The organism is Streptomyces sp. PA03-1a (assembly GCF_033792805.1).
In the GTDB taxonomy this organism is placed as follows: Bacteria; Actinomycetota; Actinomycetes; order Streptomycetales; family Streptomycetaceae; genus Actinacidiphila.
Genome location: NZ_JARAVO010000127.1, coordinates 1 through 25,766, shown reverse-complemented (window position 1 = coordinate 25,766; position 25,766 = coordinate 1). Strand labels below are relative to the sequence as shown.

24 protein-coding genes and 1 riboswitch are annotated in these 25,766 nt (G+C 75.0%); of the genes, 10 read left to right on the top strand and 14 right to left on the bottom strand.

Translation table 11 applies throughout. The annotated features are described in order from the left end of the window. Nucleotides 1–10: 10 nt before the first annotated feature. Together PV341_RS26440 and PV341_RS26435 are read right to left on the bottom strand one after the other, a co-directional pair. The gene (locus PV341_RS26440; RefSeq protein WP_500359149.1) at nucleotides 11–1,540 is read right to left on the bottom strand and encodes a PstS family phosphate ABC transporter substrate-binding protein; all 1,530 of its coding nucleotides are present in this window, start codon (nucleotides 1,538–1,540) and stop codon (nucleotides 11–13) included. Between the two features lie 115 nt (nucleotides 1,541–1,655). Continuing rightward, nucleotides 1,656–2,120 (bottom strand): DUF4442 domain-containing protein, encoded by a 465-nt coding sequence (locus PV341_RS26435; protein ID WP_500359147.1) that lies wholly within the window; start codon nucleotides 2,118–2,120, stop codon nucleotides 1,656–1,658. A gap of 237 nt (nucleotides 2,121–2,357) precedes the next feature. On the opposite strand from PV341_RS26435, the gene PV341_RS26430 reads away from it, so the two are divergent. Beyond that, nucleotides 2,358–3,086, top strand: coding sequence for a DUF4142 domain-containing protein (locus PV341_RS26430; protein WP_500359146.1), 729 nt, complete (start codon nucleotides 2,358–2,360; stop codon nucleotides 3,084–3,086). Between the two features lie 13 nt (nucleotides 3,087–3,099). On the opposite strand, the gene cobN is transcribed toward PV341_RS26430, so the two are convergent. Beyond that, a complete protein-coding gene (cobN, locus tag PV341_RS26425; protein ID WP_500359145.1) occupies nucleotides 3,100–6,711 on the bottom strand; it encodes a cobaltochelatase subunit CobN in 3,612 nt (1,203 codons plus the stop codon). A 52-nt stretch (nucleotides 6,712–6,763) separates the two neighbouring features. Beyond that, a riboswitch (cobalamin riboswitch) is annotated at nucleotides 6,764–6,849 on the bottom strand. Nucleotides 6,850–6,976: 127 nt separating this feature from the next. Between cobN and cobG the strand changes: the two genes are divergently transcribed. From cobG to PV341_RS26410, 3 genes are read left to right on the top strand one after another with little or no spacing between them, the layout of a single operon-like run. Beyond that, on the top strand, nucleotides 6,977–8,317 hold the full coding sequence (gene cobG / locus PV341_RS26420; protein ID WP_500359144.1) for a precorrin-3B synthase: 1,341 nt from the start codon (nucleotides 6,977–6,979) through the stop codon (nucleotides 8,315–8,317). Beyond that, nucleotides 8,314–8,946 carry a precorrin-8X methylmutase gene (locus PV341_RS26415; protein WP_500359143.1) on the top strand — a complete coding sequence of 211 codons (633 nt, stop codon included), beginning with the start codon at nucleotides 8,314–8,316 and terminating at the stop codon, nucleotides 8,944–8,946. The genes cobG and PV341_RS26415 overlap by 4 nt, the downstream gene beginning before the upstream one ends. Continuing rightward, nucleotides 8,943–10,439 carry a precorrin-2 C(20)-methyltransferase gene (locus PV341_RS26410; protein WP_500322463.1) on the top strand — a complete coding sequence of 499 codons (1,497 nt, stop codon included), beginning with the start codon at nucleotides 8,943–8,945 and terminating at the stop codon, nucleotides 10,437–10,439. Before PV341_RS26415 ends, PV341_RS26410 begins: the two co-directional genes overlap by 4 nt. A 15-nt stretch (nucleotides 10,440–10,454) precedes the next feature. Here PV341_RS26410 and PV341_RS26405 read toward each other — a convergent pair whose 3' ends face one another. After that, entirely contained in the window at nucleotides 10,455–11,213 is a 759-nt protein-coding gene (locus PV341_RS26405) for a cobalt-precorrin-6A reductase (protein ID WP_500322461.1), read from the bottom strand. 21 nt (nucleotides 11,214–11,234) lie between these two features. Here PV341_RS26405 and PV341_RS26400 point away from each other — a divergent pair, with 21 nt between their 5' ends. Further along, the gene (locus tag PV341_RS26400; protein WP_500322460.1) at nucleotides 11,235–12,335 is read left to right on the top strand and encodes a cobalt-precorrin-5B (C(1))-methyltransferase; all 1,101 of its coding nucleotides are present in this window, start codon (nucleotides 11,235–11,237) and stop codon (nucleotides 12,333–12,335) included. A gap of 39 nt (nucleotides 12,336–12,374) precedes the next feature. Next, nucleotides 12,375–12,803: a DUF3224 domain-containing protein gene (locus tag PV341_RS26395; RefSeq protein ID WP_500359142.1), complete on the top strand. Its 429-nt coding sequence runs from the start codon at nucleotides 12,375–12,377 to the stop codon at nucleotides 12,801–12,803. Here PV341_RS26395 and cobM read toward each other — a convergent pair. Both cobM and cbiE read right to left on the bottom strand, forming a co-directional pair. After that, nucleotides 12,800–13,570: a precorrin-4 C(11)-methyltransferase gene (cobM, locus tag PV341_RS26390; RefSeq protein WP_500322456.1), complete on the bottom strand. Its 771-nt coding sequence runs from the start codon at nucleotides 13,568–13,570 to the stop codon at nucleotides 12,800–12,802. The genes PV341_RS26395 and cobM overlap by 4 nt on opposite strands. After that, on the bottom strand, nucleotides 13,567–14,808 hold the full coding sequence (gene cbiE, locus PV341_RS26385) for a precorrin-6y C5,15-methyltransferase (decarboxylating) subunit CbiE (RefSeq protein ID WP_500359141.1): 1,242 nt from the start codon (nucleotides 14,806–14,808) through the stop codon (nucleotides 13,567–13,569). The genes cobM and cbiE overlap by 4 nt, the downstream gene beginning before the upstream one ends. Before the next feature lie 112 nt (nucleotides 14,809–14,920). Between cbiE and PV341_RS26380 the strand changes: the two genes are divergently transcribed. Both PV341_RS26380 and PV341_RS26375 read left to right on the top strand, forming a co-directional pair. Beyond that, complete coding sequence (locus tag PV341_RS26380) at nucleotides 14,921–16,129, top strand: threonine synthase (RefSeq protein WP_500359139.1); 1,209 nt, start codon at nucleotides 14,921–14,923, stop codon at nucleotides 16,127–16,129. 9 nt (nucleotides 16,130–16,138) lie between these two features. Continuing rightward, nucleotides 16,139–17,083: a ribose-phosphate diphosphokinase gene (locus PV341_RS26375; RefSeq protein ID WP_500359138.1), complete on the top strand. Its 945-nt coding sequence runs from the start codon at nucleotides 16,139–16,141 to the stop codon at nucleotides 17,081–17,083. On the opposite strand, the gene PV341_RS26370 is transcribed toward PV341_RS26375, so the two are convergent. The 6 genes from PV341_RS26370 to PV341_RS26345 form a co-directional block, all read right to left on the bottom strand. Then, a complete protein-coding gene (locus tag PV341_RS26370) occupies nucleotides 17,084–17,314 on the bottom strand; it encodes a hypothetical protein (RefSeq protein ID WP_500359137.1) in 231 nt (76 codons plus the stop codon). Further along, nucleotides 17,311–17,706 carry a hypothetical protein gene (locus tag PV341_RS26365; protein ID WP_500322450.1) on the bottom strand — a complete coding sequence of 132 codons (396 nt, stop codon included), beginning with the start codon at nucleotides 17,704–17,706 and terminating at the stop codon, nucleotides 17,311–17,313. Before PV341_RS26365 ends, PV341_RS26370 begins: the two co-directional genes overlap by 4 nt. A 47-nt stretch (nucleotides 17,707–17,753) precedes the next feature. Beyond that, on the bottom strand, nucleotides 17,754–19,250 hold the full coding sequence (locus PV341_RS26360) for a sensor histidine kinase (RefSeq protein ID WP_500359136.1): 1,497 nt from the start codon (nucleotides 19,248–19,250) through the stop codon (nucleotides 17,754–17,756). Then, complete coding sequence (locus tag PV341_RS26355) at nucleotides 19,247–19,966, bottom strand: response regulator transcription factor (RefSeq protein ID WP_500322448.1); 720 nt, start codon at nucleotides 19,964–19,966, stop codon at nucleotides 19,247–19,249. The genes PV341_RS26360 and PV341_RS26355 overlap by 4 nt, the downstream gene beginning before the upstream one ends. A 59-nt stretch (nucleotides 19,967–20,025) precedes the next feature. Continuing rightward, nucleotides 20,026–21,840: an APC family permease gene (locus PV341_RS26350; protein WP_500322447.1), complete on the bottom strand. Its 1,815-nt coding sequence runs from the start codon at nucleotides 21,838–21,840 to the stop codon at nucleotides 20,026–20,028. 117 nt (nucleotides 21,841–21,957) lie between these two features. Next, entirely contained in the window at nucleotides 21,958–23,253 is a 1,296-nt protein-coding gene (locus PV341_RS26345; protein ID WP_500359134.1) for a hypothetical protein, read from the bottom strand. Between the two features lie 96 nt (nucleotides 23,254–23,349). On the opposite strand from PV341_RS26345, the gene PV341_RS26340 reads away from it, so the two are divergent. Together PV341_RS26340 and PV341_RS26335 are read left to right on the top strand one after the other, a co-directional pair. After that, entirely contained in the window at nucleotides 23,350–23,835 is a 486-nt protein-coding gene (locus PV341_RS26340) for a hypothetical protein (protein ID WP_500322443.1), read from the top strand. A gap of 26 nt (nucleotides 23,836–23,861) precedes the next feature. Continuing rightward, entirely contained in the window at nucleotides 23,862–24,290 is a 429-nt protein-coding gene (locus PV341_RS26335; protein WP_499512780.1) for a DUF7144 family membrane protein, read from the top strand. Here PV341_RS26335 and PV341_RS26330 read toward each other — a convergent pair. Next, a complete protein-coding gene (locus PV341_RS26330; RefSeq protein WP_500322442.1) occupies nucleotides 24,260–25,150 on the bottom strand; it encodes a YhjD/YihY/BrkB family envelope integrity protein in 891 nt (296 codons plus the stop codon). The two genes, PV341_RS26335 and PV341_RS26330, sit on opposite strands and share 31 nt — an antisense overlap. 142 nt (nucleotides 25,151–25,292) lie before the next feature. Continuing rightward, the gene (locus PV341_RS26325; protein ID WP_500359133.1) at nucleotides 25,293–25,691 is read right to left on the bottom strand and encodes a DnaJ family domain-containing protein; all 399 of its coding nucleotides are present in this window, start codon (nucleotides 25,689–25,691) and stop codon (nucleotides 25,293–25,295) included. Nucleotides 25,692–25,766: the final 75 nt, after the last annotated feature.

Genomic DNA, 25,766 nt, shown 5'->3' with positions numbered 1-25,766 from the left:
GGCGCGGGGGTCAGCGGCGGCAGCGTTCCAGGCCTTCGGGGCTGTAGCAGGGGAGGTGGCCGTGGGACTTGACGACGTCCTGGCCGGCGCCGCGGATCATGTAGGTGAGGAAGCTCGCGGCGAGCGAGCCCGTGGCGGGGCGGTCGTAGGTGTAGGCGTACTCGATCTCCGTGAAGGGGTAGCTGCTGTCGCCTATGGCGGCCGGGGTGGGGGTGCGGCCGTTGATGCTCAGGGTGTGCAGGCCCTGGGAGGCCGTGGCGGCGCGCAGTTCGCCGTAGCCGATGGCGCCGGGGAGGCGGGCGACGGTCTTGAGGACCTGTTCCGTGCTGTCCAGCTCGCAGCGGATGGCCTTGTCGTCGGGGGAGTTGCGGGTGCGGCAGTCGCGCGAGGTGAAGGCGGGCTCGCCGTGGCCGCCGAGGATGTGGCGGCGGAACAGGTCGCGGGTGCCGGAGTCCGCGTTGCGGCTGACGAGGAGGACGGTCAGGTCGGGGCCGCCCAGTTGCCTCCAGTTGACGACGGACCCGCTGTATATGCGCCGTATCTGCTCGACGGTCAGGTCCCGGACCGGGACGTCGTCGTTGACGACCAGCGCGAAGGCGGAGACGGCGACGCGGTTCTCCTCCAGGCGCGGCTCGCCGTCCGGCTTGGGGCCGTCGGAGAGGGCGACGACGCCGGAGGCCCGGGTGTCGGCGAGTTCGCGGACGCCCTCGTTGCTGCCGTGCGCGTCGACCGTGATCCTCGCGTCGGGGCAGTCCCCGGCGTAGCGGCGGGCGAGTTCGTCCACGACCGGGGCGAAGGCGGTGGAGCCGGTGACGGTGAGCCGTCCGGCGGCGCAGCCGATGGGCGGCGGCGGGTCCTCGCGGACGACGATGATGCCGGCCAGGACGGTCACGCAGAGGGTGAGCAGGATGGTGATCCACCGGGCGGCCCGGCTGAACAGCGGCGGCTTGGCGTCCACCGGCATGGCCTTGTTGGGGACCACCACGCCGTCGCGGACGCCGCCGGTGACCCGGACGCCGCCGCCGACGTGGCCGCCGGTGAGCAGCACGAGCAGCTTGAAGTGCTGGCCCCGGTTGAGGGGGACCCGGGGCAGGTGGATCACGTTGCCCTGGTGCCGTACGCCGCCGGTGTCCCCCGCGGGGGCGAAGTGGTCCATCAGCAGCCCGGCATCGGCCTCGGTGACGGCCACGCCGCGTACCGTGCGGCCGGCGAAGACGACGGTGAGCGCCCGGTCCGGGTCGCGGTTGGTGTAGTCGGTGTCGGTGACGGCCTCGCCGCCGTCGTTCTCGACCCGGATCAGGACCAGCGTGGCGTCCGACATGTCGGGGAGGTCGTTGAAGAGCCCGAGCCGTACGCTGCGGCCGCCGCCCCCGCCGTCGGGGTCGTCGCTGCCGATGGGGGTGTCCATCTGGACGCGGTAGCCGATGCGCCGCCGGCGCGGGACGCGGCGCTCGTACCAGACCACGCCGACGGAGACCACCAGACCGAGCAGCGCGGTCAGCACCGCCACCACGTTGTCGGCGCTCAGCCAGTCTCCCACCTCTCGCCCCGCTCCCCGGTGATCTCTCCTGCAGTGCGGTCACCGTACGGCGCCGCCGGGGCCCCGGCGGCGCCTTCCCCGTCCCGCCGTCGGATGTTCGCCGGGCGTTTCCCGGTCAGGCGCGGCGGACCCGGCGGACGCTCCAGTCGAAGCCTCCGCGGCACACCACGGCGCCCGTCGCGTCCCTGATCTCCGCGACCGTCGCCAGCCGTGCCCGGTCGCCGTCCCCGGACAGCACGCCCCGCAGCGTGTGCCGCGCGGACTCGTCCAGCGCGCAGGAGGCCACCAGCCGGCCGCGTGCCGGAGCGAGGAACTCCACCGTCGCCGCGGCCCCGAGCGGCACCACGCCGTCGAACTCCCCCGGGCCCTCGACCGCGGCGATCACCGCGGCCAGACCCGCCGCGTCGAGCAGGGCGATCAGCCCGCTGGAGTGCAGGCTGCCGATCACGTTGGTCAGCCCGTGCGGGGTGTCCAGCGCCACCTCGGCGGCGGAGTCCTCGGCCCGCAGCACCTGGATCCCCGCGGTCCGATGGGCCGGTACCGGTTCCAGCAGGGAACGTGCCAGCGCGGTGGCGTCCATGCGCCCAGGCTCGCGCTCCCGGCCGACGTCCGCGTTACGGGGGGCCGTCGCCCCGCCCAAGACCGGGGGGAGACATGCCCGCGCCGCCCCGGGCACTTTCCGTTGCACAGGCGAAAGATTGCACCGTACCAACAACCACCGCCCGCGCTCAGGGAAATCGCGCAGGAGTACCACCGCGCCGCGACGGGCCCTACCGTCCGGAAGCGCGTACGGATCCCGACCCACCCAGGAGGCGCGATGAAGGCCAACCGGTTCACGGCGGGGACCGCCCTGGTCGCCGGAGCGCTGGTGTGCACGATCGCCGCGCTCGTGTACCCGGCGATGTCCGGGGCGAACGTCGCGGCGTCCTCCCCCGAGGCGCAGGCGGTGACCACCCCGTACGGGCCGCTGACCCCCCTCGACCGGGAATTCGTCGTCAAGGTGCGGCTCGCCGGGCTGTGGGAGTTCCCCGCCGGGCAGATGGCGGAGCAGAAGGGCACCACCCAGGCGGTCAAGACCGCCGGGCGGCACCTCATCGACGGGCACACGGCACTGGACAGCGCCGACCGCACGGTGGCCGCGCAGCTCGGCATACCGCTGCCCAACCAGCCCACGCCGCAGCAGATGGGCTTCCTCGGCACCCTGTCCTCCGCCTCCGGGGGCGACTTCGACAGCAAGCTCGCCAACATCCTGCGGCTGACCCACGGCCAGATCTTCAACACGATCGCCAAGGTCCGCTCCACGACCATGAACAGCCTCGTACGGCAGCTGGCCGACCAGGCCAACGACACCGTGCTGGACCACATCACCGTCATGGAGCGGACCGGGCTGGTGGACTTCCCGACGATCGTCGCGCAGACCACCGCCAGTCCGACCACGGACCCCAAGGACCTGATCGCGCCGACACCCGTCCCGGGCGAGCCGACGCTCATCGTCAACCCCTCGGCCGCGCCGCCCCCGGCCTCGGCGGCGCCGACCGTCGGGTGACGCCCGCGGCGCCCTACTCCCCGCCCTCCAGGTCGCCCTCGGTCTCCAGGAAGGCCTGCCGCAACTGCTCGACGACCTCCGGGTCCGGCTCGGCCCACATGCCGCGCGACTCCGCCTCCAGCAGCCGCTCCGCCATGCCGTGCAGCGCCCAGGGGTTGGCCTCCTGGAGGAAGGCGCGGTTCTCCGGGTCCAGGACGTAGGTGCGGGCGAGCTTGTCGTACATCCAGTCGGCGACGACACCGGTCGTGGCGTCGTAGCCGAAGAGGTAGTCGACGGTGGCGGCCAGTTCGAAGGCGCCCTTGTAGCCGTGCCGCCGCATCGCCTCGATCCAGCGGGGGTTGACGACCCGGGCGCGGAAGACCCGGGAGGTCTCCTCGGCCAGGGAGCGGGTGCGCACCGTCTCCGGGCGGGTGGAGTCGCCGATGTACGCCTCGGGGGAACGGCCGGTCAGCGCGCGGACGGTGGCGACCATGCCGCCGTGGTACTGGTAGTAGTCGTCGGAGTCGGCGATGTCGTGCTCGCGGGTGTCGGTGTTCTTCGCGGCCACCGCGATCCGCCGGTAGGCGGTCTCCATCTCCTCGCGGGCCGGGCGCCCGTCGAGGCCGCGCCCGTAGGCGTAGCCGCCCCAGACCGTGTAGACCTCGGCGAGGTCGGCGTCGCTGCGCCAGTCGCGGCTGTCGATCAGCTGCAGCAGACCCGCCCCGTACGTCCCCGGCCGGGAGCCGAAGATGCGGGTGGTGGCGCGCCGTTCGTCGCCGTGCGCGGCGAGGTCGGCGCGGGTGTGGGCGCGCACGAAGTTGACCTCGTCCGGCTCGTCCAGGCCCGCGGCCAGCCGTACCGCGTCGTCCAGCAGGCCCACGACGTGCGGGAACGCGTCCCGGAAGAAGCCGCTGATGCGCAGGGTGACGTCGACGCGCGGGCGGCCCAGCTCCTGCGCGGGAACGGCCTCGACGCCGGTGACCCGGCGGGACGCGTCGTCCCACACCGGCCGCACGCCGAGCAGCGCCAGCGCCTCGGCGACGTCGTCGCCCGCGGTGCGCATCGCGCTGGTGCCCCACAGCGACAGGCCCACCGACTCCGGCCAGGTGCCGCCGTTGTCCTCGCGGTAGCGGGCGAGGAGGGAGTCCGCGAGGGCCTGGCCGGTCTCCCAGGCGAGCCTGCTGGGCACGGCCTTGGGGTCGACGGAGTAGAAGTTGCGGCCGGTCGGCAGCACGTTGACCAGGCCGCGCAGCGGCGAGCCGGACGGGCCGGCGGGCACGAAACCGCCGTTCAGGGCGTGCACGACGGCATCGGTCTCGTCCGTCGTACGGGCCAGCCGCGGCACGACCTGCCGGGCGGCGAACTCCAGCACGCGGGCCACGTCCTCTGGCAGGCCCTTGGCGGTCTCGGCGACGGCTTCCGGCGCCCAGTCCGCGTCCTCCATGGCCTGCACCAGCGCGCGGGCCTGCTCCTCGGCCGCGTCCGCGGTCACGCGGGTGGCCGCGGACTCGTCGAGGCCCAGGGCCTCGCGCAGCCCCGGCAGCGCGGTGGTGCCACCCCAGATCTGCCGGGCACGCAGGATCGCCAGCACCAGGTTGACACGCGCGGCGGCGGTGGGGGCCTGGCCCAGCACGTGCAGGCCGTCGCGGATCTGGGCGTCCTTGATCTCGCAGAGCCAGCCGTCGACGTGCAGCAGGAAGTCGTCGAACTCCGCGTCGTGCGGCCGGTCCTCCAGGCCCAGGTCGTGGTCGAGCTTCGCGGCCTGGATCAGCGTCCAGATCTGGGCGCGCACGGCGGGCAGCTTGGCCGGGTCCATGGAGGCGATCGCGGCGTGCTCGTCGAGCAGTTGCTCCAGGCGCGCGATGTCGCCGTAGGAGTCCGCGCGGGCCATCGGCGGGACCAGGTGGTCGACGAGGGTGGCGTGGGCGCGGCGCTTGGCCTGGGTGCCCTCGCCGGGGTCGTTGACGAGGAACGGGTAGATCAGCGGGAGGTCGCCGAGGGCGGCGTCGGGGCCGCAGGCGGCGGACAGGGCCGCGTTCTTGCCGGGCAGCCACTCCAGGTTGCCGTGCTTGCCCAGGTGGATCATCGCGTCGGCGCCGAAGCCGCCGTCGGCCTGCGCGGTGGCGATCCAGCGGTACGCGGCGAGGTAGTGGTGGGAGGGCGGCAGGTCCGGGTCGTGGTAGATGGCGATCGGGTTCTCGCCGAAGCCGCGCGGCGGCTGGATGAGGATCAGCAGGTTGCCGCGGCGCAGCGCGGCCAGCACGATGTCGCCCTCGGGATCGGCGCTGGTGTCGACGAACATCGAGCCGGGCGGCGGGCCCCAGTGCTCCGTCACCGCGTCCCGCAGCTCCTGCGGCAGCGCGGCGAACCAGCGGCGGTAGTCGGCGGCCGGAATGCGCACCGGGTTGGCGGCCAGCTGCTCCTCGGTCAGCCACTCCTGGTCGTGGCCGCCCGCGTCGATCAGGGCCCGGATCAGCTCGTCGCCGTCACCGGAGACCAGGCCCGGGATCTCGTGCCCGGGCCCGAAGTCCCAGCCCTCCGCGCGCAGCCGGCGCAGCAGCGCGACCGCGCTGGCGGGGGTGTCGAGGCCCACCGCGTTGCCGATCCGGGAGTGCTTGGTCGGGTACGCGGACAGCACGAGCGCCAGACGGCGCTCCGCGACCGGGATGTGCCGCAGCCGCGCGTGGCGGACGGCGATGCCCGCGACGCGGGCGGCGCGCTCGGCGTCGGCGGCGTAGATGGGCAGGCCGTCCTCGTCGACCTCCTTGAAGGAGAACGGGACGGTGATCAGCCGGCCGTCGAACTCGGGGACGGCGACCTGCGTCGCGGCGTCCATCGGGGACAGGCCCTCGTCGCTGCCCTCCCACGTCCCACGGGAGGAGGTCAGGCAGAGCGCCTGCAGCACCGGCACGTCCAGCGAGGCGAGCGCCCCCGCGTCCCAGGCCTCCTCGTCGCCGCCCGCCGAGGCGTCGGCCGGGCGGGTGCCGCCGGCCGCCAGCACGGTGGTGACGACGGCGTCCACACCGCGCAGGGCGTCGAGCAGCTCGGGTTCGGGCGCGCGCAACGAGGCCACGTACAGCGGGAGCGCCCGGGCGCCGGCCTGCTCGATCGCGGTGCACAGGACCTCCACGAACGCGGTGTTGCCGCTCATGTGGTGGGCCCGGTAGTAGAGGACGGCGACCAGCGGGCCGTCGGTGACGGTCGCGGCGCGCTCCAGCCTGCCCCAGGAGGAGGCGGAGGCGGGGGGTTCGAAGCCGTGCCCGGTGAGCAGCACCGTGTCGGACAGGAAGCGGGCCAGCTGCTCCAGGTTGGCCGGGCCGCCGTGCGCGAGGTACGCGTGGGCCTCGGCCGCGATGCCGACGGGCACGGTGGACAGCTCCATCAGCGGTGCGTCCGGGGCCTGTTCACCGGTGAGCACGACCACCGGCCGGGGCCCAGCGAGCAGCGCGTCCAGGCCCTCCTCCCAGGCGCGGCGTCCGCCGAGGAGCCGTACGACGACCAGGTCGGCGCCGTCGAGGAGGCCGGGCAGGTCCTCCGGCCCCAGCCGGGCGGGGTTGGCGAAGCGGAACGGGACGGCACCGCCGGCGGCGTTCGCGGCGCGGGCGCTGAGCAGGTCGGTGTCGGAGGTCGACAGCAGCAGGATCACGTCAGGCGTGCCTTCCTCGGGGTCCGCGCCCCGGGCCGGTGGAGGACGGCGGGAGTTCCTGGCTCCCGAGGCCCGGCGCTCGTGCGCCGGCCCCCGGTGACAGTGGCGGGACCGCACCGGAATCGCACCGGTTTCCTCCGCTGATGCCGTCGATGGCGTGGGCGCGGCTGGGTGACCTGCCCGCGCAGCATAGTAAGCGCTGGGCCGCTCGCACGGGCCCCGCGGCCCGTAGGTCCCCGAGTACCCCGCGGGTATGCTCGCGGCCATGCCGTCGCCCTCCGATCCCCCCGTGAGCGGCGCCTTCGCCGCAGCGACGGCGGGGCGCGGACGCGACGACGCCTGCCCCGGCGCACTGCGGCTGCACGCCGCCGACGACGGTGCGCTGGCCCGGATCCGCATCCCCGGCGGGCTGCTGACGGTACGTCAGTCCGAGGCCCTGGCGGCCGCCGCGGACCGCCTCGGCGACGGCCGCATCGACCTCACCTCCCGCGGGAACCTGCAGGTGCGCGGGCTGCGCGATCCCGGCGCGGGGACGGAATTGGCGGCGCTGCTCGGCGCGGTGGGACTGCTGCCCTCGTGGGCCCACGAACGGGCCCGCAACGTCGTCGCCTCGCCGCTCGCCGGGCTCGACGGCCGCGGCCACGGCGACCTGCGGGGCTGGATACGCGAGTTGGACGCCCTGCTGTGCGCCTCACCGGCCGCCGCGGGACTCTCCGGCCGCTTCCTGTTCGCCCTCGACGACGGCCGCGGTGACACCGCAGCGCTCGGCGCCGATGTGACATTGATCGCGCGGTCCGGCACCGCCACGGCCGAACTCCGCATCGCCGGGCGGCCCGTCGCGGAGGTACCGGCCGACGACGCGCCGCGCTGGGCGGTACGCACCGCGGAGACCTTCCTCACCCTCGCCGCCGAACGCGGCGCCCGTGCCTGGCGCGTCACCGACATCGACCCGGACGGCACCGCCCTCGCCGTGCTGCTGCACGCGGCGGGCGCCCCTCCCGCAGGCCCCTCGGACGCCACCGCGGGCGGCCCTCCCCGGCTCGGTCCCGTCCCGCACCCGGGCGGAACCACCTGCGCGCTGTCCGTGGGCGTACGCCTGGGCCGCCTCACCACCGGGGCCTGGCGGCTCCTCGCGGAGACGGCACGTTCCGGCGAAGGCGAGCTGCGGATCACGCCCTGGCGCGGCGCCGTCCTGCCGGGACTCCCGGCTGACGCGGCCCCCGAGGCGCTGGAACGCCTGGCCGCCGCCGGGTTCCTGACGGGCGAGGACTCCCCGTGGCGCGGGGTGACCGCCTGCGCCGGGCGGCCCGGGTGCGCCAAGTCGCTGGCGGACGTACGCGCCGACGCCGGGGCCGCGCTGCGCGACGCCGCCCCCGAACCGGGGCACCGCCTGCTGCCCGTGCACTTCTCCGGCTGTGAACGCCGCTGCGGCCACCCGGACGGCTCGTGGGTCGACGCGGTCGCCGGCGCCGACGGCCGCTACCGCGTCGCCGTGGCCGGCGCCGCCTCCGCCGAACCCGCCGACGTCACCGCGGACCTGCCCGCCGCCCTGCACACCGCCCGCCGCGCCAGCACCAGCACCCCACCACCCCCGAGGACGACGTGACCGCGTACGAGAAGGACGGACCGGAGATCTACCGTCAGTCCTTTGCCATCATCCGCGCCGAGGCGGAACTCGACGGCCTGCCACCGGACGTGGCGCAGGTCGCCGTCCGCATGATCCACGCCTGCGGCATGACCGACCTCGTACGGGACCTGGCCTACAGCCCCTCGGTGGTCGCGGACGCGCGCGCCGCGCTGCGCGCCGGGGCACCGATCCTCTGCGACGTGCAGATGGTCGCCAGCGGCGTGACCCGCAAGCGGCTGCCCGCGGACAACGAGGTGGTCTGCACCCTCTCCGACCCCGCCGTCCCGGCGCTCGCCGCCGAACTCGGCACCACGCGCAGCGCCGCCGCGATGGAACTGTGGCGGGACCGGCTGGAGGGCGCCGTCGTCGCCGTCGGCAACGCCCCGACCTCCCTGTTCCGCCTGCTGGAGATGATCGAGGCGGGCGCCCCGCGCCCCGCGGCGGTCATCGGCGTGCCCGTCGGTTTCGTCGGCGCCGCCGAGTCCAAGGACGCCCTGGCCGCGCACCCCTCGCGCCTGGAGCACCTGGTGGTGCGGGGCCGGCGCGGCGGCAGCGCCCTGGCGGCGGCCGCCCTCAACGCCATTGCGACCGAAAGCGAAATCCTATGACCACCGGCCGTCTCTACGGAGTGGGCCTCGGCCCCGGCGACCCCTCCCTGATGACCGTGCGGGCCGTGGAGGTCATCCGCTCCGCCGACGTCATCGCGTACCACTGCGCCCGGCACGGCCGCAGCATCGCCCGCTCCATCGCCGCGGCGCACATCCGCCCCGAGCAGATCGAGGAGCGGCTGATGTACCCCATCACGACGGAGACCACCGACCACCCCGGCGGCTACCGCGGCGCGCTGGACGACTTCTACGCCGAGTCGGCCGAGCTGCTCGCCGCGCACCTGGACGCCGGGCGCACCGTCGCCGTGCTCGCGGAGGGCGACCCGCTCTTCTACGGCTCGTACATGCACATGCACAAGCGGCTCGCCGACCGCTACCCGGCCGAGGTGATCCCCGGCGTCACCTCCGTCAGCGCCGCCGCCGCACGCATCGGGCGGCCCCTGGTGGAGGGCGAGGAGGTCCTGACGATCCTGCCCGGCACGCTGCCGGAGGAGGAGCTGGCGGCCCGGCTGGCGACCGCCGACGCGGCGGCCGTGATGAAGCTCGGCCGCACGTTCCCCGCCGTGCGCCGGGCCCTGGGGACCGCCGGGCGGCTGGCGGACGCGCACTACGTCGAGCGGGCCACGATGGACGCCGAGCGCCTGGAGATGCTGGCCGACGTCGACCCGGAGTCGGTGCCCTACTTCGCCGTCGCCGTGCTGCCCAGCCGCGTCGACGAACGGCCCGCCCCCGACCCGTCCCCGGCGGACGGCGAGGTCGTGGTCGTCGGCCTCGGCCCTGCCGGGCCGATGTGGCTGACGCCGGAGGCGAGGGCCGCGCTCGCCGGGGCGGACGAACTCGTCGGCTACACCACCTACATGGACCGCGTCCCGGTCCGCCCCGGGCAGTCCCGGCACGCCTCCGACAACCGCGTCGAGGCCGAACGCGCCGAGTTCGCCCTCGACCTCGCCCGGCGCGGGCGGAGGGTCGCCGTGGTGTCCTCGGGCGACCCGGGCGTCTTCGCCATGGCCACGGCGGTGCTGGAGGCCGCCTCCGCCGAGCCCTACCTCGGCGTCCGCGTACGGGTCGTGCCGGGCATCACCGCCGCCCAGTCGGCGGCGGCGCTCGCGGGCGCGCCCCTCGGTCACGACTACGCGGTCGTGTCGCTGTCGGACCGGCTCAAGCCCTGGACGGTCGTCGAGGAGCGGCTGCGCGCCGCCACGGCCGCCGACCTCGTGCTCGCCCTGTACAACCCGGCCTCCCACAGCCGCAGGACGCAACTGGAGACCGCGCTGAAGGTGCTCCGCGAGGGCCGTGTGCCGGGGACGCCCGTGGTCGTCGCCCGGGACGTCGGTGGACCCGAGCAGGCCGTACGGGTCACGACGCTGGAGGACCTGGACCCGGCGACCGTCGACATGCGGTGCGTGCTGCTCGTCGGCTCGTCGCAGACGAGGGCGGTGCGGCGCGGCGACGGCACCACGGTGGTGTGGACGCCGCGGCGCTACCCGGCCTGACGCCCGGGACCCCGTTCAGGCCGTGCGCGCGCGGAGCCACTCCAGCGCGCCCGGCACGTCCGGGACGACGGGGACGCCCGCCGGGACCGGCGGGCGCTCCACGACGACCACGGGCAGGCCCAGTTCGCGGGCGGCCGCGAGCTTGGGCGCGGTGGCGGTGCCGCCGCTGTCCTTGGTGACCAGCACGTCGACGCGGTGCCGGCGCATCAGCTCCAGCTCCCCGTCCAGGGTGAACGGGCCGCGGTCCAGCAGCACCTCCATCCGCGGCGGGTGCGGCGGCTCCGGGGCGTCCACCGAACGCACCAGGAACCACAGGTCCGTGACCCCCGCGAAGGCCGCCAGCCCCGTACGGCCCGTGGTGAGGAAGACCCGCCGGCCGAGCTCCGGCAGCACCCGGGCCGCCTCCGCCAGTGAGGCCACCGGGTGCCGGCGGTCGCCGGGACCGGCGACCCACCCGGGGCGCCGCAGCGCGAGCAGGGGAACATGGGTGGCCGAGGCCGCCTCGGCGGCGTTGAAGGACATCGTCCCGGCGAAAGGATGGGTGGCGTCGATGACCACGTCGACCGCGTGCGCGCGCAGCCACGCCGCGAGCCCCGCCGGGCCGCCGAAGCCGCCGGTGCGCACCTCGCCCGGCGGCAGCCGCGGCCGCTCCACCCGCCCCGCGAGCGAGCTGGTGACCCGCCACGCCGCCGGTTCGGCGGCCAGCGCCTCCGCGAGGCGGCGTCCCTCCGTGGTGCCGCCCAGGACGAGGACGTGCTGCTGTCTGCCGGTCACCCCCGCACCCTACGGTGCGCCGTGAGCGGCGGCCGGAGCGCCCAGCTGGAGCGGACCGGGCTGCGGCACGGCTGGACCACCGGCGCCTGCGCGACGGCGGCCGCCACGGCCGCGTACACCGCCCTGCTGGACGGCGAGTTCCCCGACCCGGTGACGATCACCCTGCCGAAGGGGCAGCGCCCCGCCTTCGCCCTGGCGGTGGAGGAGCGCGGCCCCGGCTGGGCCACCGCGGGCGTCGTCAAGGACGCCGGGGACGACCCCGACGTCACCCACGGCGCGCTCGTCCGGGCCACCGTGCGCCACGGCGCCCCCGGCAGCGGGGTCGTCTTCCGTGCCGGCCCCGGCGTCGGCACCGTCACCCGGCCCGGGCTCCCGCTCGCCGTCGGCGAGCCCGCCGTCAACCCCGTCCCGCGCACGATGATGCGCGACCACCTCGCCGAGGTCGCGGCCCGCCACGGCGCCGCCTGTGACGCCGAGATCACCGTCTCCATCGACGACGGCGAGGAGCTGGCGCGCAGCACGTGGAACCCACGGCTCGGCATCCTCGGCGGGCTGTCGGTGCTCGGCACCACGGGCATCGTCGTGCCCTACTCCTGCTCGGCGTGGATCGACAGCATCCGGCGCGGTGTGGACGTGGCACGGGCGGCGGGCCGCACCCACGTCGCGGGCTGCACGGGGTCGACGTCGGAGAAGGTCGCCGTCGCCGTGCACGGGCTGCCCGAGGACGCGCTGCTGGACATGGGGGACTTCGCGGGCGCCGTGCTGAAGTACCTGCGCCGCCACCCGGTGCCGCGGCTCACCATCGCGGGCGGCTTCGCCAAGTTGTCCAAGCTGGCCGCCGGGCACCTCGACCTGCACTCCTCCCGCTCCCAGGTCGACAAGGCCTTCCTCGCGGACCTGGCCCGCCGCGGCGGCGCCGACGAGGCCCTGGCCGAGGCCGTCGCCACCGCCAACACCGGCCTCCAGGCGGTCCAGTCGTGCCTCGCCCACGGCGTCCCCCTCGGCGACCTGGTCGCCGAGGCCGCCCGCCGCACCGCCGTCGGCGTCCTGCGCGAGGCCCCCGTCGGCGTCGACGTCATCTGCGTCGACCGCGCCGGGACGATCGTCGGCCGCGCCGGCTGACCCGCCGCGCGGGCCCGGACCCGTCGCTAGGCTCGGCGCATGAGAGCCGCGGGAACGTTCACCGTCACGGCATTCGTGCCGACCGAGCTCGTGCCGGAGCCGGCCGTGACCACCGGGACCCCGGTCGGGGTCGCCACGATCGTGAAGACCTTCGAGGGCGAGGTCACCGGCCGCTCGTCGACCCTGTTCACCGCCGCATACGACCAGGCGAGCGGCATCGGGACGTACGTGGCGATGGAGTCCTTCGAGGGGACGCTGAACGGCCGTGAGGGCACCTTCAACTTCGCGCACTCGGCGACGACCTCCGGGAGCGACCGCGCCGCCGAGTTCTTCGTCATCGTCCCCACGAGCGGCACCGCCGCACTGACCGGCATCACCGGCACCGGTGGGCTCGCGGTCGATGAGGACGGCACCCACCGGATCTGGTTCGACTACGACCTCGGCCGAGGCCCCGGGCGGGAACCCTAGGAGGATGCGCCGCAGTCCGCCGCGTGCCGGTGGACGCGCTCGGCCGAGTACAGGTGGCTGTCGCGGAACTGCTCCGCGCCCAGCGTGCGGCCGACGATGATGACCGCCGTGCGGACCACACCGGCCGCCTTGACCTGCTCCGCGATGTCGTCGAGCGTCCCGCGCAGCACCAGTTCGTCGGGGCGCGAGGCCATCGCGACGACGGCCGCCGGGCAGTCGGCCCCGTAGTGCGGGGTGAGTTCGGCCACCACGCGGTCGACGTAGCGGGCCGCCAGGTGCAGCACGATCAGCGCGCCGCTGCGGCCCAGCGTCGCCAGGTCCTCCCCCTGCGGCATGGGCGTGGCCTGCTGCGCGATGCGGGTGAGGATGACGGTCTGGCCGACGGTCGGCACCGTCAGCTCCCGCTTCAGGGCCGCGGCGGCCGCCGCGAAGGCGGGGACGCCGGGGACGACGTCGTACGGGACGCCGGCCGCGTCGAGGCGGCGCATCTGCTCGGCGACGGCGCTGAACACGGAGGGGTCGCCGGAATGCAGCCGGGCCACGTCGTGGCCCTCCTCGTGGGCGCGGACCAGCTCCTGCGTGATCTGGTCGAGGGTGAGCTGGGCCGTGTCCACGAGCCGGACGTCCGGCGGGCACTCGGCGAGCAGTTCGCGGGGGACGAGGCTCCCGGCGTAGAGGCACACCTTGCTGGCCGCCAGGATCCGCAGGCCGCGCAGGGTGATCAGGTCGGCGGCGCCGGGTCCGGCGCCGATGAAGTGGACGGTCATGGCTGCACTCCCGCGGGTTTGACGGCGGACCACTGGGTGACGGGCATGGCCTGGCGCCAGCCCGTGAAGCCGCCGACCGGGGCGGCGTGCGCGACGGCGAGCCGGACGAGATCGCCCCCGTGCCGGGCGTACCACCGCGCGAGCAGGGCCTCGGACTCCAGCGTGACGGTGTTGGCGACCAGCCGCCCGCCCGGCCGCAGGGCCGCCCAGCAGGCCTCCAGGAGGCCGGGCGCGGTGAGCCCGCCGCCGACGAAGACGGCGTCGGGGACGGGCAGTCCGTCCAGCGCGGCCGGGGCGGCGCCGGTCACCACCCGCAGCGCCGGGACGCCGAGCGCGGCCGCGTTCCGGGCGATGCGCTCCGCGCGGACGGCGTCACGTTCCACGGTGACCGCGCGGCAGGTGCGGTGCGCCCGCATCCACTCGACGGCGATCGAGCCCGAGCCGCCGCCCACGTCCCAGAGCAGCTCGCCGGGCGCGGGCGCGAGCACGGCCAGGGTCGCGGCCCGTACGTGGCGCTTGGTGAGCTGCCCGTCGTGCTCGTACGCGCTGTCGGGCAGCCCGGGGACCAGGCCAGGACGCGGCGCGGAGGCCGGCGCCGCGGCGCACTCGACCGCGACGACGTTCAGCGGATCGCCGGACGGGTGCGGCCAGTCGCCGGCGGTGCCGTCCAGGATCCGTTCGCGGGGCGAGCCCAGCTGCTCCAGCACCCGCAACCGGCTGGCGCCGTAGCCCCGTTCGCGCAGCAGCCCGGCCACCACGGCCGGGGTGTCCGCGTCCCGGCTCAGCACCAGCACCCGGCGCCCGTCGTACAGCGCGCCCGCCAGCGTGGCCGGTGGCCGCCCCACCAGGCTCACCACGTCGGTGTCCTCCACCGCCCAGCCGAGCCGCGCGCAGGCGTACGACACCGAGGAGGGGTGGGGCAGCACCCGGAGGCGGTCCGCTCCCAGCACCTCGGTGAGGGTCCGGCCGATGCCGTGGAACATGGGGTCACCGCTGGCCAGCACCGCGATCCGCCGCCCCGCCTGCGCCGCGATCAGCCCCGCCACGGCCGGCCGCAGCGGCGACGGCCAGGCGACCCGCTCGGCGGTCACCTCGGGGGGCAGCAGCTCCAGCTGGCGCGGGCCGCCGAGGACGACCCCGGCCCCGGTGAGCGCCTCGCGCGACGCCCCGGGCAAACCGGGCCAGCCGTCGGCGCCGATCCCGACGACGGCCACGGGGGCGGACGCGTCGTCGTCCATCACGGTCACCTCGGAGGTCGGCGGGAACGGTCGGGCACAGCAGCCGCACTCTACGTGAAGTGCCAGGTGGGCCCCGGGCCCGGGGCGTTCCCTGTGGCATACCCTCGGACGCGTGGCAACGGACTCCCTGGCCGTCGGCCAGCGTTCGCTCGGTGACCCCGCCGTCGGCTACCCCCTGTGGCCGCCGCTGACGGAGGGCTGCCCGCGGACCAGCACGGACACCGTCTCCTACCCCGTCGAGGTCGACTACGCCTACGACCGCGTCCCGGACGGCCTGTTCGGCACCCCGGGCACCGCCCCCCGGCACGGCCTGGACCGCTGGGCGCCCCTGCTGCCGCCGCTCGCGGCGCCGGGACTGGGCGAGGGCGGCACCCCACTGATCGACCTGGGCGGCGGCGTCCTGGTCAAGGACGAGTCGCGCAATCCGACCTGGAGCCACAAGGACCGCCTCAACCGCTGCACGGTCAGCGCGGCCCTCGCCTGCGGCGCGCCCGGCGTCGTCGTCGCCTCCTCCGGCAACCACGGTGCCTCCGCCGCCGCGTACGCCGCCCGGGCCGGACTGCGCTGCGTCGTCCTCACCTCCCCGCAGGCGCCCCCGGCGGTCGTCTCCTTCCTGCACGCCTACGGTGCCGAGGTGCTGCCCGTGCCCGTGGAAGCGCGCCGGCCGCTGGTGCGCCGCATCAGCGTGGAGTACGGCCTCCACCCGGTGAGCAACCTGACCCCGACGCACACCGGGCACCCCTTCGGCGCGGAGGGCTACAAGACCGTCGCGTACGAGGTCTTCGGCGACGTCGGCGTCCCCGCGGCGGTGTTCGTTCCCACCGGCTACGGGGAGCTGCTCTTCGGCATCGCCAAGGGCTTCGCCGAACTCCGCCGCCTCGGCCTCACCTCCGCCGTCCCGCGCCTGTTCAGCTGCGAACCCGCCGCGGGCGGCCCGCTCGCCGCCGCCCTCCGCCGGGGACTGCCCGCGGTCACCGTGCCGGTCGCCCCGACGCCCGCCTACTCCATCGCCTGCCAGGTGGGGAGTTACCGCGGGGTCCCGGCGATACGCGACAGCGGCGGCCAGGCCCTGCTCGTCACCGACGCCGAACTGGCCGCGGCGCGCGCCGAGCTGGCCCGCGCGGGCCTGTGGACGGAGCTGTCCGCCGCGGCCGGGCTGGCCGGGCTCCGCCAGTACGGCGCGGACCGCTTCGACGGCCCCGTGGTGTGCGTGTCGACGTCCAGCGGCTTCAAGGACATCGAAGTGGGAACCCTGCGCGTGCCGCCGCCCGCCCCCGACTGGGACACGGTGCTGCGCCGTCTGGGTGAGCCCGGCCCCTAGGATGACCCCGTGCGCGACATCGCGGTCTTCAGCGGCAGTGCCCACCCCCGACTGGCCGCGGAGCTCTGCGCCCATCTGGGCGTGCCGCTCAGCCCGGCGCGCGTCAGCCGCTTCGCCAACGACTGCCTGGAAGTGCAGTTGCAGGCCAACTGCCGTCAACGGGACGTCTTCCTGATCCAGCCGCTGGTCGCCCCGGTCCAGGAGCACCTGGTGGAACTGCTGCTGATGTGCGACGCCGCACGGGGCGCCTCCGCGGGCCGGATCACCGTCGTCATGCCGCACTACGCCTACGCGCGCTCGGACAAGAAGGACGCCCCCCGGATCTCGATCGGGGGGCGTCTCGTCGCCGACCTGCTGGTCGCGGCGGGCGCGAGCCGGGTGCTCACCATGACCCTGCACTCCCCGCAGGTGCACGGCTTCTTCAGCGTCCCCGTCGACCACCTGCACGCGCTGCGCGAGCTGGCCGCCCACTTCCGCGGCGACGATCTGTCGCGCACCACGGTGGTCTCCCCGGACCTGGGCAACGCCAAGGAGGCGGCCGCCTTCGCCCGGATGCTGGGGGTGCAGGTCGCGGCCGGGGCCAAGCAGCGGTTCGCCGGCGACCGGGTCAGCATCGGATCGGTGATCGGCGAGGTCGCCGGCCGGGACGTGATCGTCCTGGACGACGAGATCGCCAAGGGCAGCACGGTCCTGGAACTGCTGGCGCGGTTGCGGGAGCTCGGCGCCCGTTCGGTCCGCGTCGCCTGCACGCACGGCCTGTTCGCGGCGGGCGCCCTCAAGCGCCTGTCGGAGCAGCCCGACGTGCTGGAGATCGTGTGCACCAACACGGTGCCCGTGCCGGAGGAGCAGCACACCGAGAAGCTACGGGTGCTCTCCGTGGCGCCCGCCCTGGCCGAGGCCGTGCGGCGGATCCACGACGGCGAGTCGGTCAGCGCCCTGTTCGACCCGGCCTGATCAGCCGTCCCCGCGCGCCGCGTCGGCGTCCGCCGCGGCGGCCGCGCTCTCCGCGCCGTCGACGATGCGGGAGAAACCGGACGGAGCCGCCGGAGCCGCCGGAGCCGCCGGAGCCGACGGAGCTGCCGGGGCGGTCGGGGCCGAGGAGGAACCGCCGGACGGGCCGCAGGCGGTGAGCAGTCCCGCGCAGGCCGCCGCGGCCACGGCCAGTGCCGCGAGGCGGCGGGTCACGAGGCGGCCCCGTTGTCGTGGGAGGCGCACCAGCTGCGGACCCGCGCGAGGTCGGTGCGGCGCTTCTCCAGGGTCGGCACGAGGGACTTGCGGAAGGTCAGCCGGTCGTTGAGGTAGGTCGCGATCTCGTCGTGCCCGGCGGCCTTGGCGCCTGCGACCCGCTTCTCCAGCCGTTCGACCGAACCGCGCCGGGTGACCGGCCCGTTCAGCCGCTTGAGCGCGCGGTCGATGCGCGCGTCGATCTTCCCGGCGCGCTTGCACAGGCCCTTGGCGCCGTCCCCGGTGGGCGCGGCGGCCGGGGACGGGTTGCCGCTGTCGGCGGTGGCCGGGCCGGCGAGGCCCAGCAGGGTGACGACGGTGGCCAGGGCCACGACGGTGGTGCGGGCTCGCATGAGGTCCTCCCTCGGGTCGGAAGCGCGAAGCGCCTTCACCACGGAAGCTAGGGACCCTCTTTGTGGAAACCTTGTGGCTCCCCGGAGCGTTCCGACAGCCAGTCGCGGCGCGGCAGCGGCAGGGTCGGTTCCGGGTCGCGGACGCCGCTGAGCGGGAGCCGCACCTCGAAACGGGTGCCGGGCGTGCCGTCGGGCCGGTCCAGCACGGCGATCGTCCCCCGGTGCAGCGCGATCTGCTGGGCGACCAGGGTCAGTCCGAGCCCGGAACCGGGGCTGTCGGGACGCCGGTGGAAGCGGGCGAAGACGGCGGCCCGCGCCTCGGGCGGGATGCCGGGGCCGTGGTCGTCGACGGTGAGGACGACGGCCGGGGCGCGCTCGTCGCGGCTGCGCCGCAGCAGCACCTCCACGTCGGGCCGCCCTCCCGGAGCGCGGCCGTGGACGGCGGCGTTGGCCAGCAGGTTGTCCGTCATCGAGCGCAGCCCCTGCTCCCAGCCGTGGACGAGGAGGCCCGGCGCGGCCGTCACCTCGACCCGCGCCTCGGGGTGGCGGCGCCTCAGGCCGGCCGCGGAGGCGTCGACGAGTTCGGCCGCGTCGACCGGGCCGAAGGCGTCCTCCTCGACGAGGTCGCCCTGGGCCAGGGCGCGCAGCATGACCAGCAGGCCCAGCACGCGGGCGTGTTCGGCGCGCAGGTCGTCCACGACCTCCTGGCGTTCGTCGTCCGGCAGGCCGGGGTGGCCGGCGAGGATGTCGAGGTTGGTGCCCATGCTCATCAGCGGGTTCCGCAGCTCGTGGGAGGCGACCGCGGCGAACGAGCGGGCGGTGGCGAGCGCCTCGCCGGTCCTGGCGGCCTGCTCGTCGTAACGGGCGAGCACGGTCTGCAGCGTGTGCGCCAGGTCGTCGACCTCGGTGATCCGGGCCGGGGTGTGGTCCAGGCGGACGGCGCTGACGCGCGGGTCGAGGCCGCTCGCGCGCTGCTGGAGCCGGCGCAGCGGGCGGACGGCGCGGCCCGCCGCGGCCCAGGCCAGCAGCCCGGACCCGGGGGCGGCCAGCAACGCCACCGTCACCACCCGGCGGCGCACCTGCTGCAGCTGGGTCTTCGTGGCGGCGTCCGGCGAGAACAGCCACAAGGTGCCCCGGACCCCCTTGCGGCCGCCGTTCACCGGTACCGACAGCACGCGCCAGCGGGCACCCCCGGCCCGGATCGTGACCGGTGCGGACGCGCGGGCGGGCAGCGGCGCCGACGCGTCCGGCTGGGGGCCGCCCGACACCGTGCCCTCGGGACCGGTCAGCCGGATCCCCACGTCGAGGGCGGAGCTGAACAGCCTGCGGGTGCGGGCCTGTTCGGCGGCCGGACGGTCCGCGGCGGTGGCCCGCAGCAGGGCCTTGGCGTCCGTCGCGACGGCCGTGGCGCGCTCCCGCAGATGGGCGTCCTGCTGGGCGTGCAGGTCGGCGGCGACCAGCCGGATCAGCAGCGCCCCGGAGGCGAGGACGAGCAGCGGGACGACCACGCCCACGGCGAGCGCCACCCGCGTGGACAGCCTCACGACCGGTCACCCCGGTCGTCCCGGTCGTCCCGCAGGACGAAGCCGACGCCGCGCACCGTGTGCAGGATCCGCGGCCGCCCGCCCGCCTCCATCTTGCGCCGCAGATAGCTGACGAAGGTGTCCACGGCGTCCGTGCGCACGTCGAAGTCGTAGCCCCAGACCCGGTCCAGCAACTGGTCGCGGGTGAGCACCAGCCCGGCGTTGCGCGCGAGGACCTCCAGCAGCTCGAACTCCCGCCGGGTCAGCGCCAGGGGCTCCCCGTCCAGCCGGGCCTCCCGCGTCGCGGGGTCGACCAGCAGGCCCCCGGCGCGCACCCGCCCGCCCGCGGCGGGGGGACGGCGGCGCAGCAGCGCCCGCAACCGCAGCACCAGTTCCTGCAGCGCGAACGGCTTGACCAGGTAGTCGTCCCCGCCGGCCTGGAGCCCGGCGACCCGGTCGGCCGCCTCGTCCAGGGCGGAGAGCATCAGGACCGGGACGTCGTTGTCCTCCTCGCGCAGCGCGCGGCACACCTCGATCCCGCTGAGGTCGGGCATCGAGATGTCGAGCACCACCACGTCCGGCGCCCCCTCGCGTACGGCGGCGAGCGCGGCCCTGCCGCCGTCGGCCAGGCTCACCGAGAAGCCGTCCAGCCGCAGCCCCCGCTGCAGCGACCGGCGTATGGCCGCGTCGTCGTCGGCGACCAGGACCCGGCCACCCGTGTGCGCATCGGTTCTCACGGCCGCGATGGTAGGCGCAACCGCCCGGCCACGAGCAGGCCCCGGGAGCGGGCGCCGGGTCAGATGTCCAGCCGGTACGGAAGGAGGCAGACGACGGCGTCGGTGCGGGCGCGCAGGATCGTGGCGAGGAGGATGCCGCGCTGGTTCTGCAGGATGCGGTACCGGGCGTGGCGCGGCTGGATCTCGGGGATGAGGACGGCGATCTGCCGGCCGTCCTGCGACATGCGGCGGACGTAGGAGAGGATCGGCAGCACCAGTGAGCGGTGCGGGCTCTCGATGACGTCGAGGCGGACGCCGGGCTGCCAGCGGGCCCACGTGTCGAGCAGGTCGCGCGCCTTGTCCTGGTCGGGCTCGACGGTCACCGCGACGACCTCGTCGCCGAGGGCGATGGCGGCGGTCAGCGCGTGCCGGGCGAGCCTGCTGACCCCGCCGAGGGGCACGATGACCAGGCTGTTGGTGCGCCGCGGCCGGTCGGGGACGGTACCGAGGCCGAGTTCCCTGCCGACCTCCGCGTAGTAGTGCTCGATGCGTGCGAAGAGCAGCATCAGCAGGGGCACCACGACCACGACCATCCACGCGCCCTCGGTGAACTTGGTGGTCACCAGGATCACCCCGGCCAGCGCGGTCAGCAGGGCCCCCAGCCCGTTGAGCGCCGCGCGCCGCACCCAGCCGCGCGGGCGTGCCCCCGCCCAGTGCCGGACGAGCCCGGTCTGGCTGATGGTGAAGCCGGTGAACACCCCGATGGCGTAGAGCGGGATGAGACGTTGCGTCTGCGCGTCGACGGCGGTGATCAGCAGCGCCGCCACCACGGCCAGGGCGACCACGCCGTAGCGGTAGACGGGCCGCTCTGCGCGCAGCCCGAACACGTGGGGCAGCCGGTTGTCCCGGGCGAGCAGGCTCATCAGCACCGGCAGGCCGCCGAAGCTGGTGTTCGCGGCCAGCCCGAGGACGAGGGTGACCAGGAGGTTGCTGACGTAGTACGGCCACCCGGTGCCGAAGGAGCCCGCGGTCAGCTGGGCCAGCAGGGTCACGCCGCCGCGCGGGGCGACCTCGTCCCGGCGGATGAGGAACGCCAGCCCGATCAGCATCAGCCCCAGCAGCGCACCGAGCATCAGTTCCGTGCGCTGGGCGCGGCGCACCTTGGGCGGCCGGAAGGAGGGCACGGCGTTGGCGATGGCCTCCACCCCGGTCAGGGCGGAGCAGCCGGAGGAGAAGGCCTTCAGGATCAGCAGGACGCTCAGCGCCTCGGTGACATGGACGGGCTGCGGGGTGCCGACGACGGCCGCGGGGTGGTCGCGCAGCAGGCCGGCGACGACGATCCCCGCGATGGACAGGACGAACAGCGCGGCGGGCAGCATCAGCACCCGCGCGCTGTCGGCGACGCCGCGCAGGTTCACCAGGGTGAGCAGGGCCAGCCCGCCCAGGCAGATCTCCAGCAGGTAGGGGGTGAGCGAGGGGAACGCCGAGGCGAGGCTGGCGGCGCCGGCGGCCAGGCTGACGGCGACGGTGAGCACGTAGTCGACGACCAGACTGCCCGCCGCGAGCAGGCTCACCCGCCTCCCGAGGTCCTTCTTGGCCACGGCGTAGGAGCCGCCGCCGTCCGGGTGCACCGCGATGACCTGCCCGTACGAGATGACCAGGACGACCAGGAGCCCCGCGATGACCAGCATGACGGGCAGCGTCACGGTCAGGGCCGCGGTGCCGGCGGCGATCAGCACGAGGACGATGGCCTCGGGGCCGTACGCCACCGAGCTGAGGGCGTCCAGCGACAGCGCGGCGAGCCCCTGGACGCTGGTGAGCAGGGAGCGGTCCCCCTCGCCGTGCCGCAGCGGCACCCTGGGCCGCTCCTGGCCGCGTGCCAGGCCGAAGGTCATCGCCCGCCCGCCGGCTGCGTCTGGCTCATGGCTGGTCTCCTCCGCCGGCGGGCTCTCCCGTCAGCCTCCGGCGGCGGCCTTCCCGGCGCAGCGCGGAGCGGCCGATCGGGTGAGCGGTCAGTCCGGCCGGGCCAGGAACTCCACGACGGCGAGGACGAACACGACGGCGAGGGCGAGCCCCAGGACGACCCAGCCGGTCGGGTAGGACCAGAAGGCGAGCGCGAGGGCCCCTGCGGCGACGACGATCCAGCCGACCAGCACCTTGTGGCGGACGAGCCAGGGGCCGACGGGACCGGTCCGCAGCCCCACCCGGTGCGCCGCGTCGCCCGCGCCGCCCAGCACGGACTCCCACACCCCGCGGGTGCGGCGGGCGTACCGCCCGGGCCCGCTCAGCCAGGCGCCCAGCGCGACGACGACGCCCAGCACGAACACGGCGCGGACGGTCCCGCGCAGGAAGCGGATCAGGGTGTCGTAGACCGTCCCCGCGGCCTGCTGGTCGACGCTCGCGGGCAGCGCGTCGAGGTAGATCGCCCGGAAGACGGTCAGCGCAGCACCGAGCACGAGGGCGGCGGCCGAGAAGCCCAGCGCGGCCGCGACCAGGGCGCGCCGCCTGCGGACGGCGAGCAGCACACCCGCGGCCGCGAGGACGACGGCGACGATCGGCAGCCAGAAACCGGCGAGCTGCAGGAGCCGGAAGGCGGTCCTGATCTTGCCGACCTTGTCGGAGCGGACGACGGTGAAGTCGGTGTGGATCTCGGGGATCTTCGCGGCGATCGTCAGGCCCGCGTCGACCAGCCGCTGCTTGACCCGGTCGATGACCGGGGCGAGGTCGATGGCCACGGTGTCGTTGGTGAGCTTGACCGCGCCGCCTCCCTGGCCGGTCAGCGCCTTGTCCAGCGAGTCGTGGATCCTGCGGTTGGCTTCGGTCCAGGCCTTCTCGAAGACGTCGCTGCGCACGACCTTGTCCGCCGTCGAGTGCACCAGGCTCTGGATGCCGCTGGTCAGGGGGCCGGAGACGCGGCCCAGCAGTTCGTCCAGGCGGGGGCGGTCCTGCGGGGCGACCTCGTCCAGGAGGCTCTTGACGTCGATCTGCTGCATCACCACGGACGTGATGCGGTTGGCGGCGGCGTTCTGGACGGCGGGGTCGCTCGCCAGGGGCGCCACGGTGGCGACGTAGCGGTCGGTGTCCCCGATCTCGGAGTCGACCCAGACCGCCAGCGCGCTCAGCGGCACCAGGACGCAGGCCACGACGATGAACAGGGCGGAGAAGAAGGCCCGCACCGGCCGTCGTCGGAGAGGCGGCGGGGCCTGCGGTCCGGCGTGTGCGGGAACGGTCTCCCGCGCCTCCAGTGCCGACAGCCGGGCACGCAGTTCGGCGAGATCGTCACGCCTCCGGGGCGCTGAATCCGCCATGCCACCGCCGCCTCTCCTTCACCACGCGACACGGCAATTTAATACGTATGGTGAATTATGTGCCATTTGAGGCGCATGAGTCTGTGGAGGTAGGCAATGACGAGGCCGTACCGGGGCCGCGCGGTGTGCGCGGCGGTCGTACTGTCCGCCGTCGCGCTCACCGCGAGCGCCTGCTCGGACAACGACAGCACCCCCGCCGAGAAGGCGTCGAAGGCCGCGTCCGCCGCGTCCTCGCTGGTGTCCGAGGGCGCGGAGGCCGTCGCCTCGGCGACCGCCGCCGCGCAGTCCCAGCTGGCGAAGATCAAGAACGGTGTCAACGCGAAGGACGACGTCAAGCTCGACCCCGTGACCGTCGAGGGCGGCAAGGCCACCACCAAGGTCACGGCCACCAACAGCGGCGACAAGCAGGCCACGTACACCGTCGAGGTGACCTTCCGCGACACCAGCGGGAACCTCCTCGACGCCGCCGTGGTCAACGTCGCCGACGTGGCCCCGCAGAAGTCCGGCGAGGCCACGGTACGCAGCAACCGCGACCTGACGGGCACGGTCAAGGCCCAGGTGGAGCGGGCGCTGCGGCACTGAAGCACCATCACCGCGAGGAGGCAGCCATGGCAGCCACCGGCACGACACCCAGGACCGGCAACCACCGCAACGGTTGGGTCAGCGGCGGGGTCACCTTCGCCGGCGTCCTGTTGCTGGTCGACGGTGTCCTGGCGATCTTCCAGGGCATCTCGGGGATCGCCGCCGACAACGTGTACGCGCGCGTCGGCACTTACGTCTACAAGTTCAGTCTGACCGGGTGGGGATGGATCCACCTGGTCCTCGGAGTGCTCCTGGTGGTCACCGGAACGGGGCTGCTCAGCGGCGCCGCGCTCTGGTCACGCATCATGGGTGTCGTCCTGGCGGGCCTGGGCATCATCGTGAACTTCCTGTACCTGCCCTACCTGCCGTTCTGGTCGGTCATCCTGATCGCGCTCGACATCTTCATCATCTGGGCGCTCGCCCACTACCGGCCGGAGCGCTCACCGGCCGCCTGACCGCCGCCCCCGGGCTGGTCGCCGTGGAACACCGCGCCCACGGTGAGGCACACCGTCGCCACGACGCACAACGCGATCAGCCCGGACAGCAGGGTGAACACCGAGCCCAGCGAGCCGTACGTCTGCAGGCTGCGGTTGAGCGCCGTCGGCACGTACAGCGGCGCGGCGAAGACGGCCGTCTCCAGGACCACCGCGGTGAGCACCGCACCCGGCAGCAGCGGCCACCATCCGATCCGGCCGCCCAGCAGCAGGTGCTGGGTCCACCACCAGAGGCCCACCGCGCTCACCAGGGACAGCGGGACGCCGAGCCAGCGGCCGGCGCCGAAGCCCTCCCGCAGCGGCCCCTGGACCGCCAGGTAGAGCAGTGCCGCGCACACCCAGGCGAACCAGCGCCAGGCCGCGATCCGCGCCGCCGACTTCGGCAGGTGCCAGGCGCGTTCGCACACCCGCTGCATCGCCCGGCTGCAGGCCGTCGCCGACAGCAGGGCCATCAGCGTGCCCACCACGCCCACCGTCCCCCGCAGGTTCCCGGGATCGGACTCGTAGACCGAGCGCAGCTGGTCACGGGCGGGACCGGAGAGCCCCAGCACCCGCACCAGCGAGTCCAGGAGTTCCTTGCGCACGCCCTCCGGCGCGAGGGACGCGATGACGAACAGCAGCGGCACGGCGGTCAGGAAGGCCTGGGCGGCCAGCCGGGTGGCGGCGTCCAGCACGTTGACGCTCAGCAGCCGGGCGGCGAGCCGGGTGATGATGGGGAACCGCCGCTCCGTGTCGGCCCGCAGGGCGCGCACCCGCCCCGGCAGGTCCGCGAACCGCGCACGGAGCCCCTCCGGGAACCTGACCCGTGGCCGCCCTTTCACAGTCCGACTATTTTTCAGCCCGCCGGGCCCCGCAACCGGGGGCGCCGGCGCCGGCCCGCCGACCGCCCGGGCGAACCTGAAGCGGGCCGCCGCGAGTTGTCCGCGCCCCGGGCCACCGGCGGGCGGCCGCCTGTGTGCGCCCTCAGCCCCGCTCCGCGCGCCACCGCGCGACGACGTCCTCCACCTCGTACGGGACGAGGTTGAGCGGCGGGCCGTCCATGGGGGTGCGCAGGCCCGTGCGGATCTTGTCGTTGACCTCGTCGACGATGCGGCGCACCTCGGGTTCCGAGGGGGCACGGGAGGCGGCGTCCATCGCGTCCTCCACCTCCTTGCGCAGCCTGAGGCTGGCCGGGAGGTGGGACAGCCCCTCACGGGCCATCTTCTCCCTGATCCACCACAGCTCGTCGTAGGGCCGGTCCAGACCGGCCAGCGGCTTGCCCGCGCCGGGCAGGTTGTCGAAGGCGCCGCGCTCCGCCGCCTCCCGGATCTGCTTGTCGACCCAGGACTCGAAGGGGACGCCCGGTGGCTTGCGCTCCGTCATGGGGTCGATTCTCCCTCCCGCCGGCCCGGGGCGGGAGGGAGAATCGACCCCATGACGGAGCGCAAGCCACCGGGC

Excerpts from the sequence above, each read along its gene's own strand:
- PV341_RS26435 (WP_500359147.1), bottom strand. The coding sequence starts at position 2,120 with ATGGACGCCACCGCGCTGGCACGTTCCCTGCTGGAACCGGTACCGGCC.
- PV341_RS26430 (WP_500359146.1), top strand. The coding sequence starts at position 2,358 with ATGAAGGCCAACCGGTTCACGGCGGGGACCGCCCTGGTCGCCGGAGCG.
- cobG (WP_500359144.1), top strand. The coding sequence starts at position 6,977 with ATGCCGTCGCCCTCCGATCCCCCCGTGAGCGGCGCCTTCGCCGCAGCG.
- PV341_RS26410 (WP_500322463.1), top strand. The coding sequence starts at position 8,943 with ATGACCACCGGCCGTCTCTACGGAGTGGGCCTCGGCCCCGGCGACCCC.
- PV341_RS26395 (WP_500359142.1), top strand. The coding sequence starts at position 12,375 with ATGAGAGCCGCGGGAACGTTCACCGTCACGGCATTCGTGCCGACCGAG.
- cobM (WP_500322456.1), bottom strand. The coding sequence starts at position 13,570 with ATGACCGTCCACTTCATCGGCGCCGGACCCGGCGCCGCCGACCTGATC.
- cbiE (WP_500359141.1), bottom strand. The coding sequence starts at position 14,808 with ATGGACGACGACGCGTCCGCCCCCGTGGCCGTCGTCGGGATCGGCGCC.
- PV341_RS26365 (WP_500322450.1), bottom strand. The coding sequence starts at position 17,706 with ATGCGAGCCCGCACCACCGTCGTGGCCCTGGCCACCGTCGTCACCCTG.
- PV341_RS26350 (WP_500322447.1), bottom strand. The coding sequence starts at position 21,840 with ATGACCTTCGGCCTGGCACGCGGCCAGGAGCGGCCCAGGGTGCCGCTG.
- PV341_RS26345 (WP_500359134.1), bottom strand. The coding sequence starts at position 23,253 with ATGGCGGATTCAGCGCCCCGGAGGCGTGACGATCTCGCCGAACTGCGT.
- PV341_RS26340 (WP_500322443.1), top strand. The coding sequence starts at position 23,350 with ATGACGAGGCCGTACCGGGGCCGCGCGGTGTGCGCGGCGGTCGTACTG.
- PV341_RS26335 (WP_499512780.1), top strand. The coding sequence starts at position 23,862 with ATGGCAGCCACCGGCACGACACCCAGGACCGGCAACCACCGCAACGGT.
- PV341_RS26325 (WP_500359133.1), bottom strand. The coding sequence starts at position 25,691 with ATGACGGAGCGCAAGCCACCGGGCGTCCCCTTCGAGTCCTGGGTCGAC.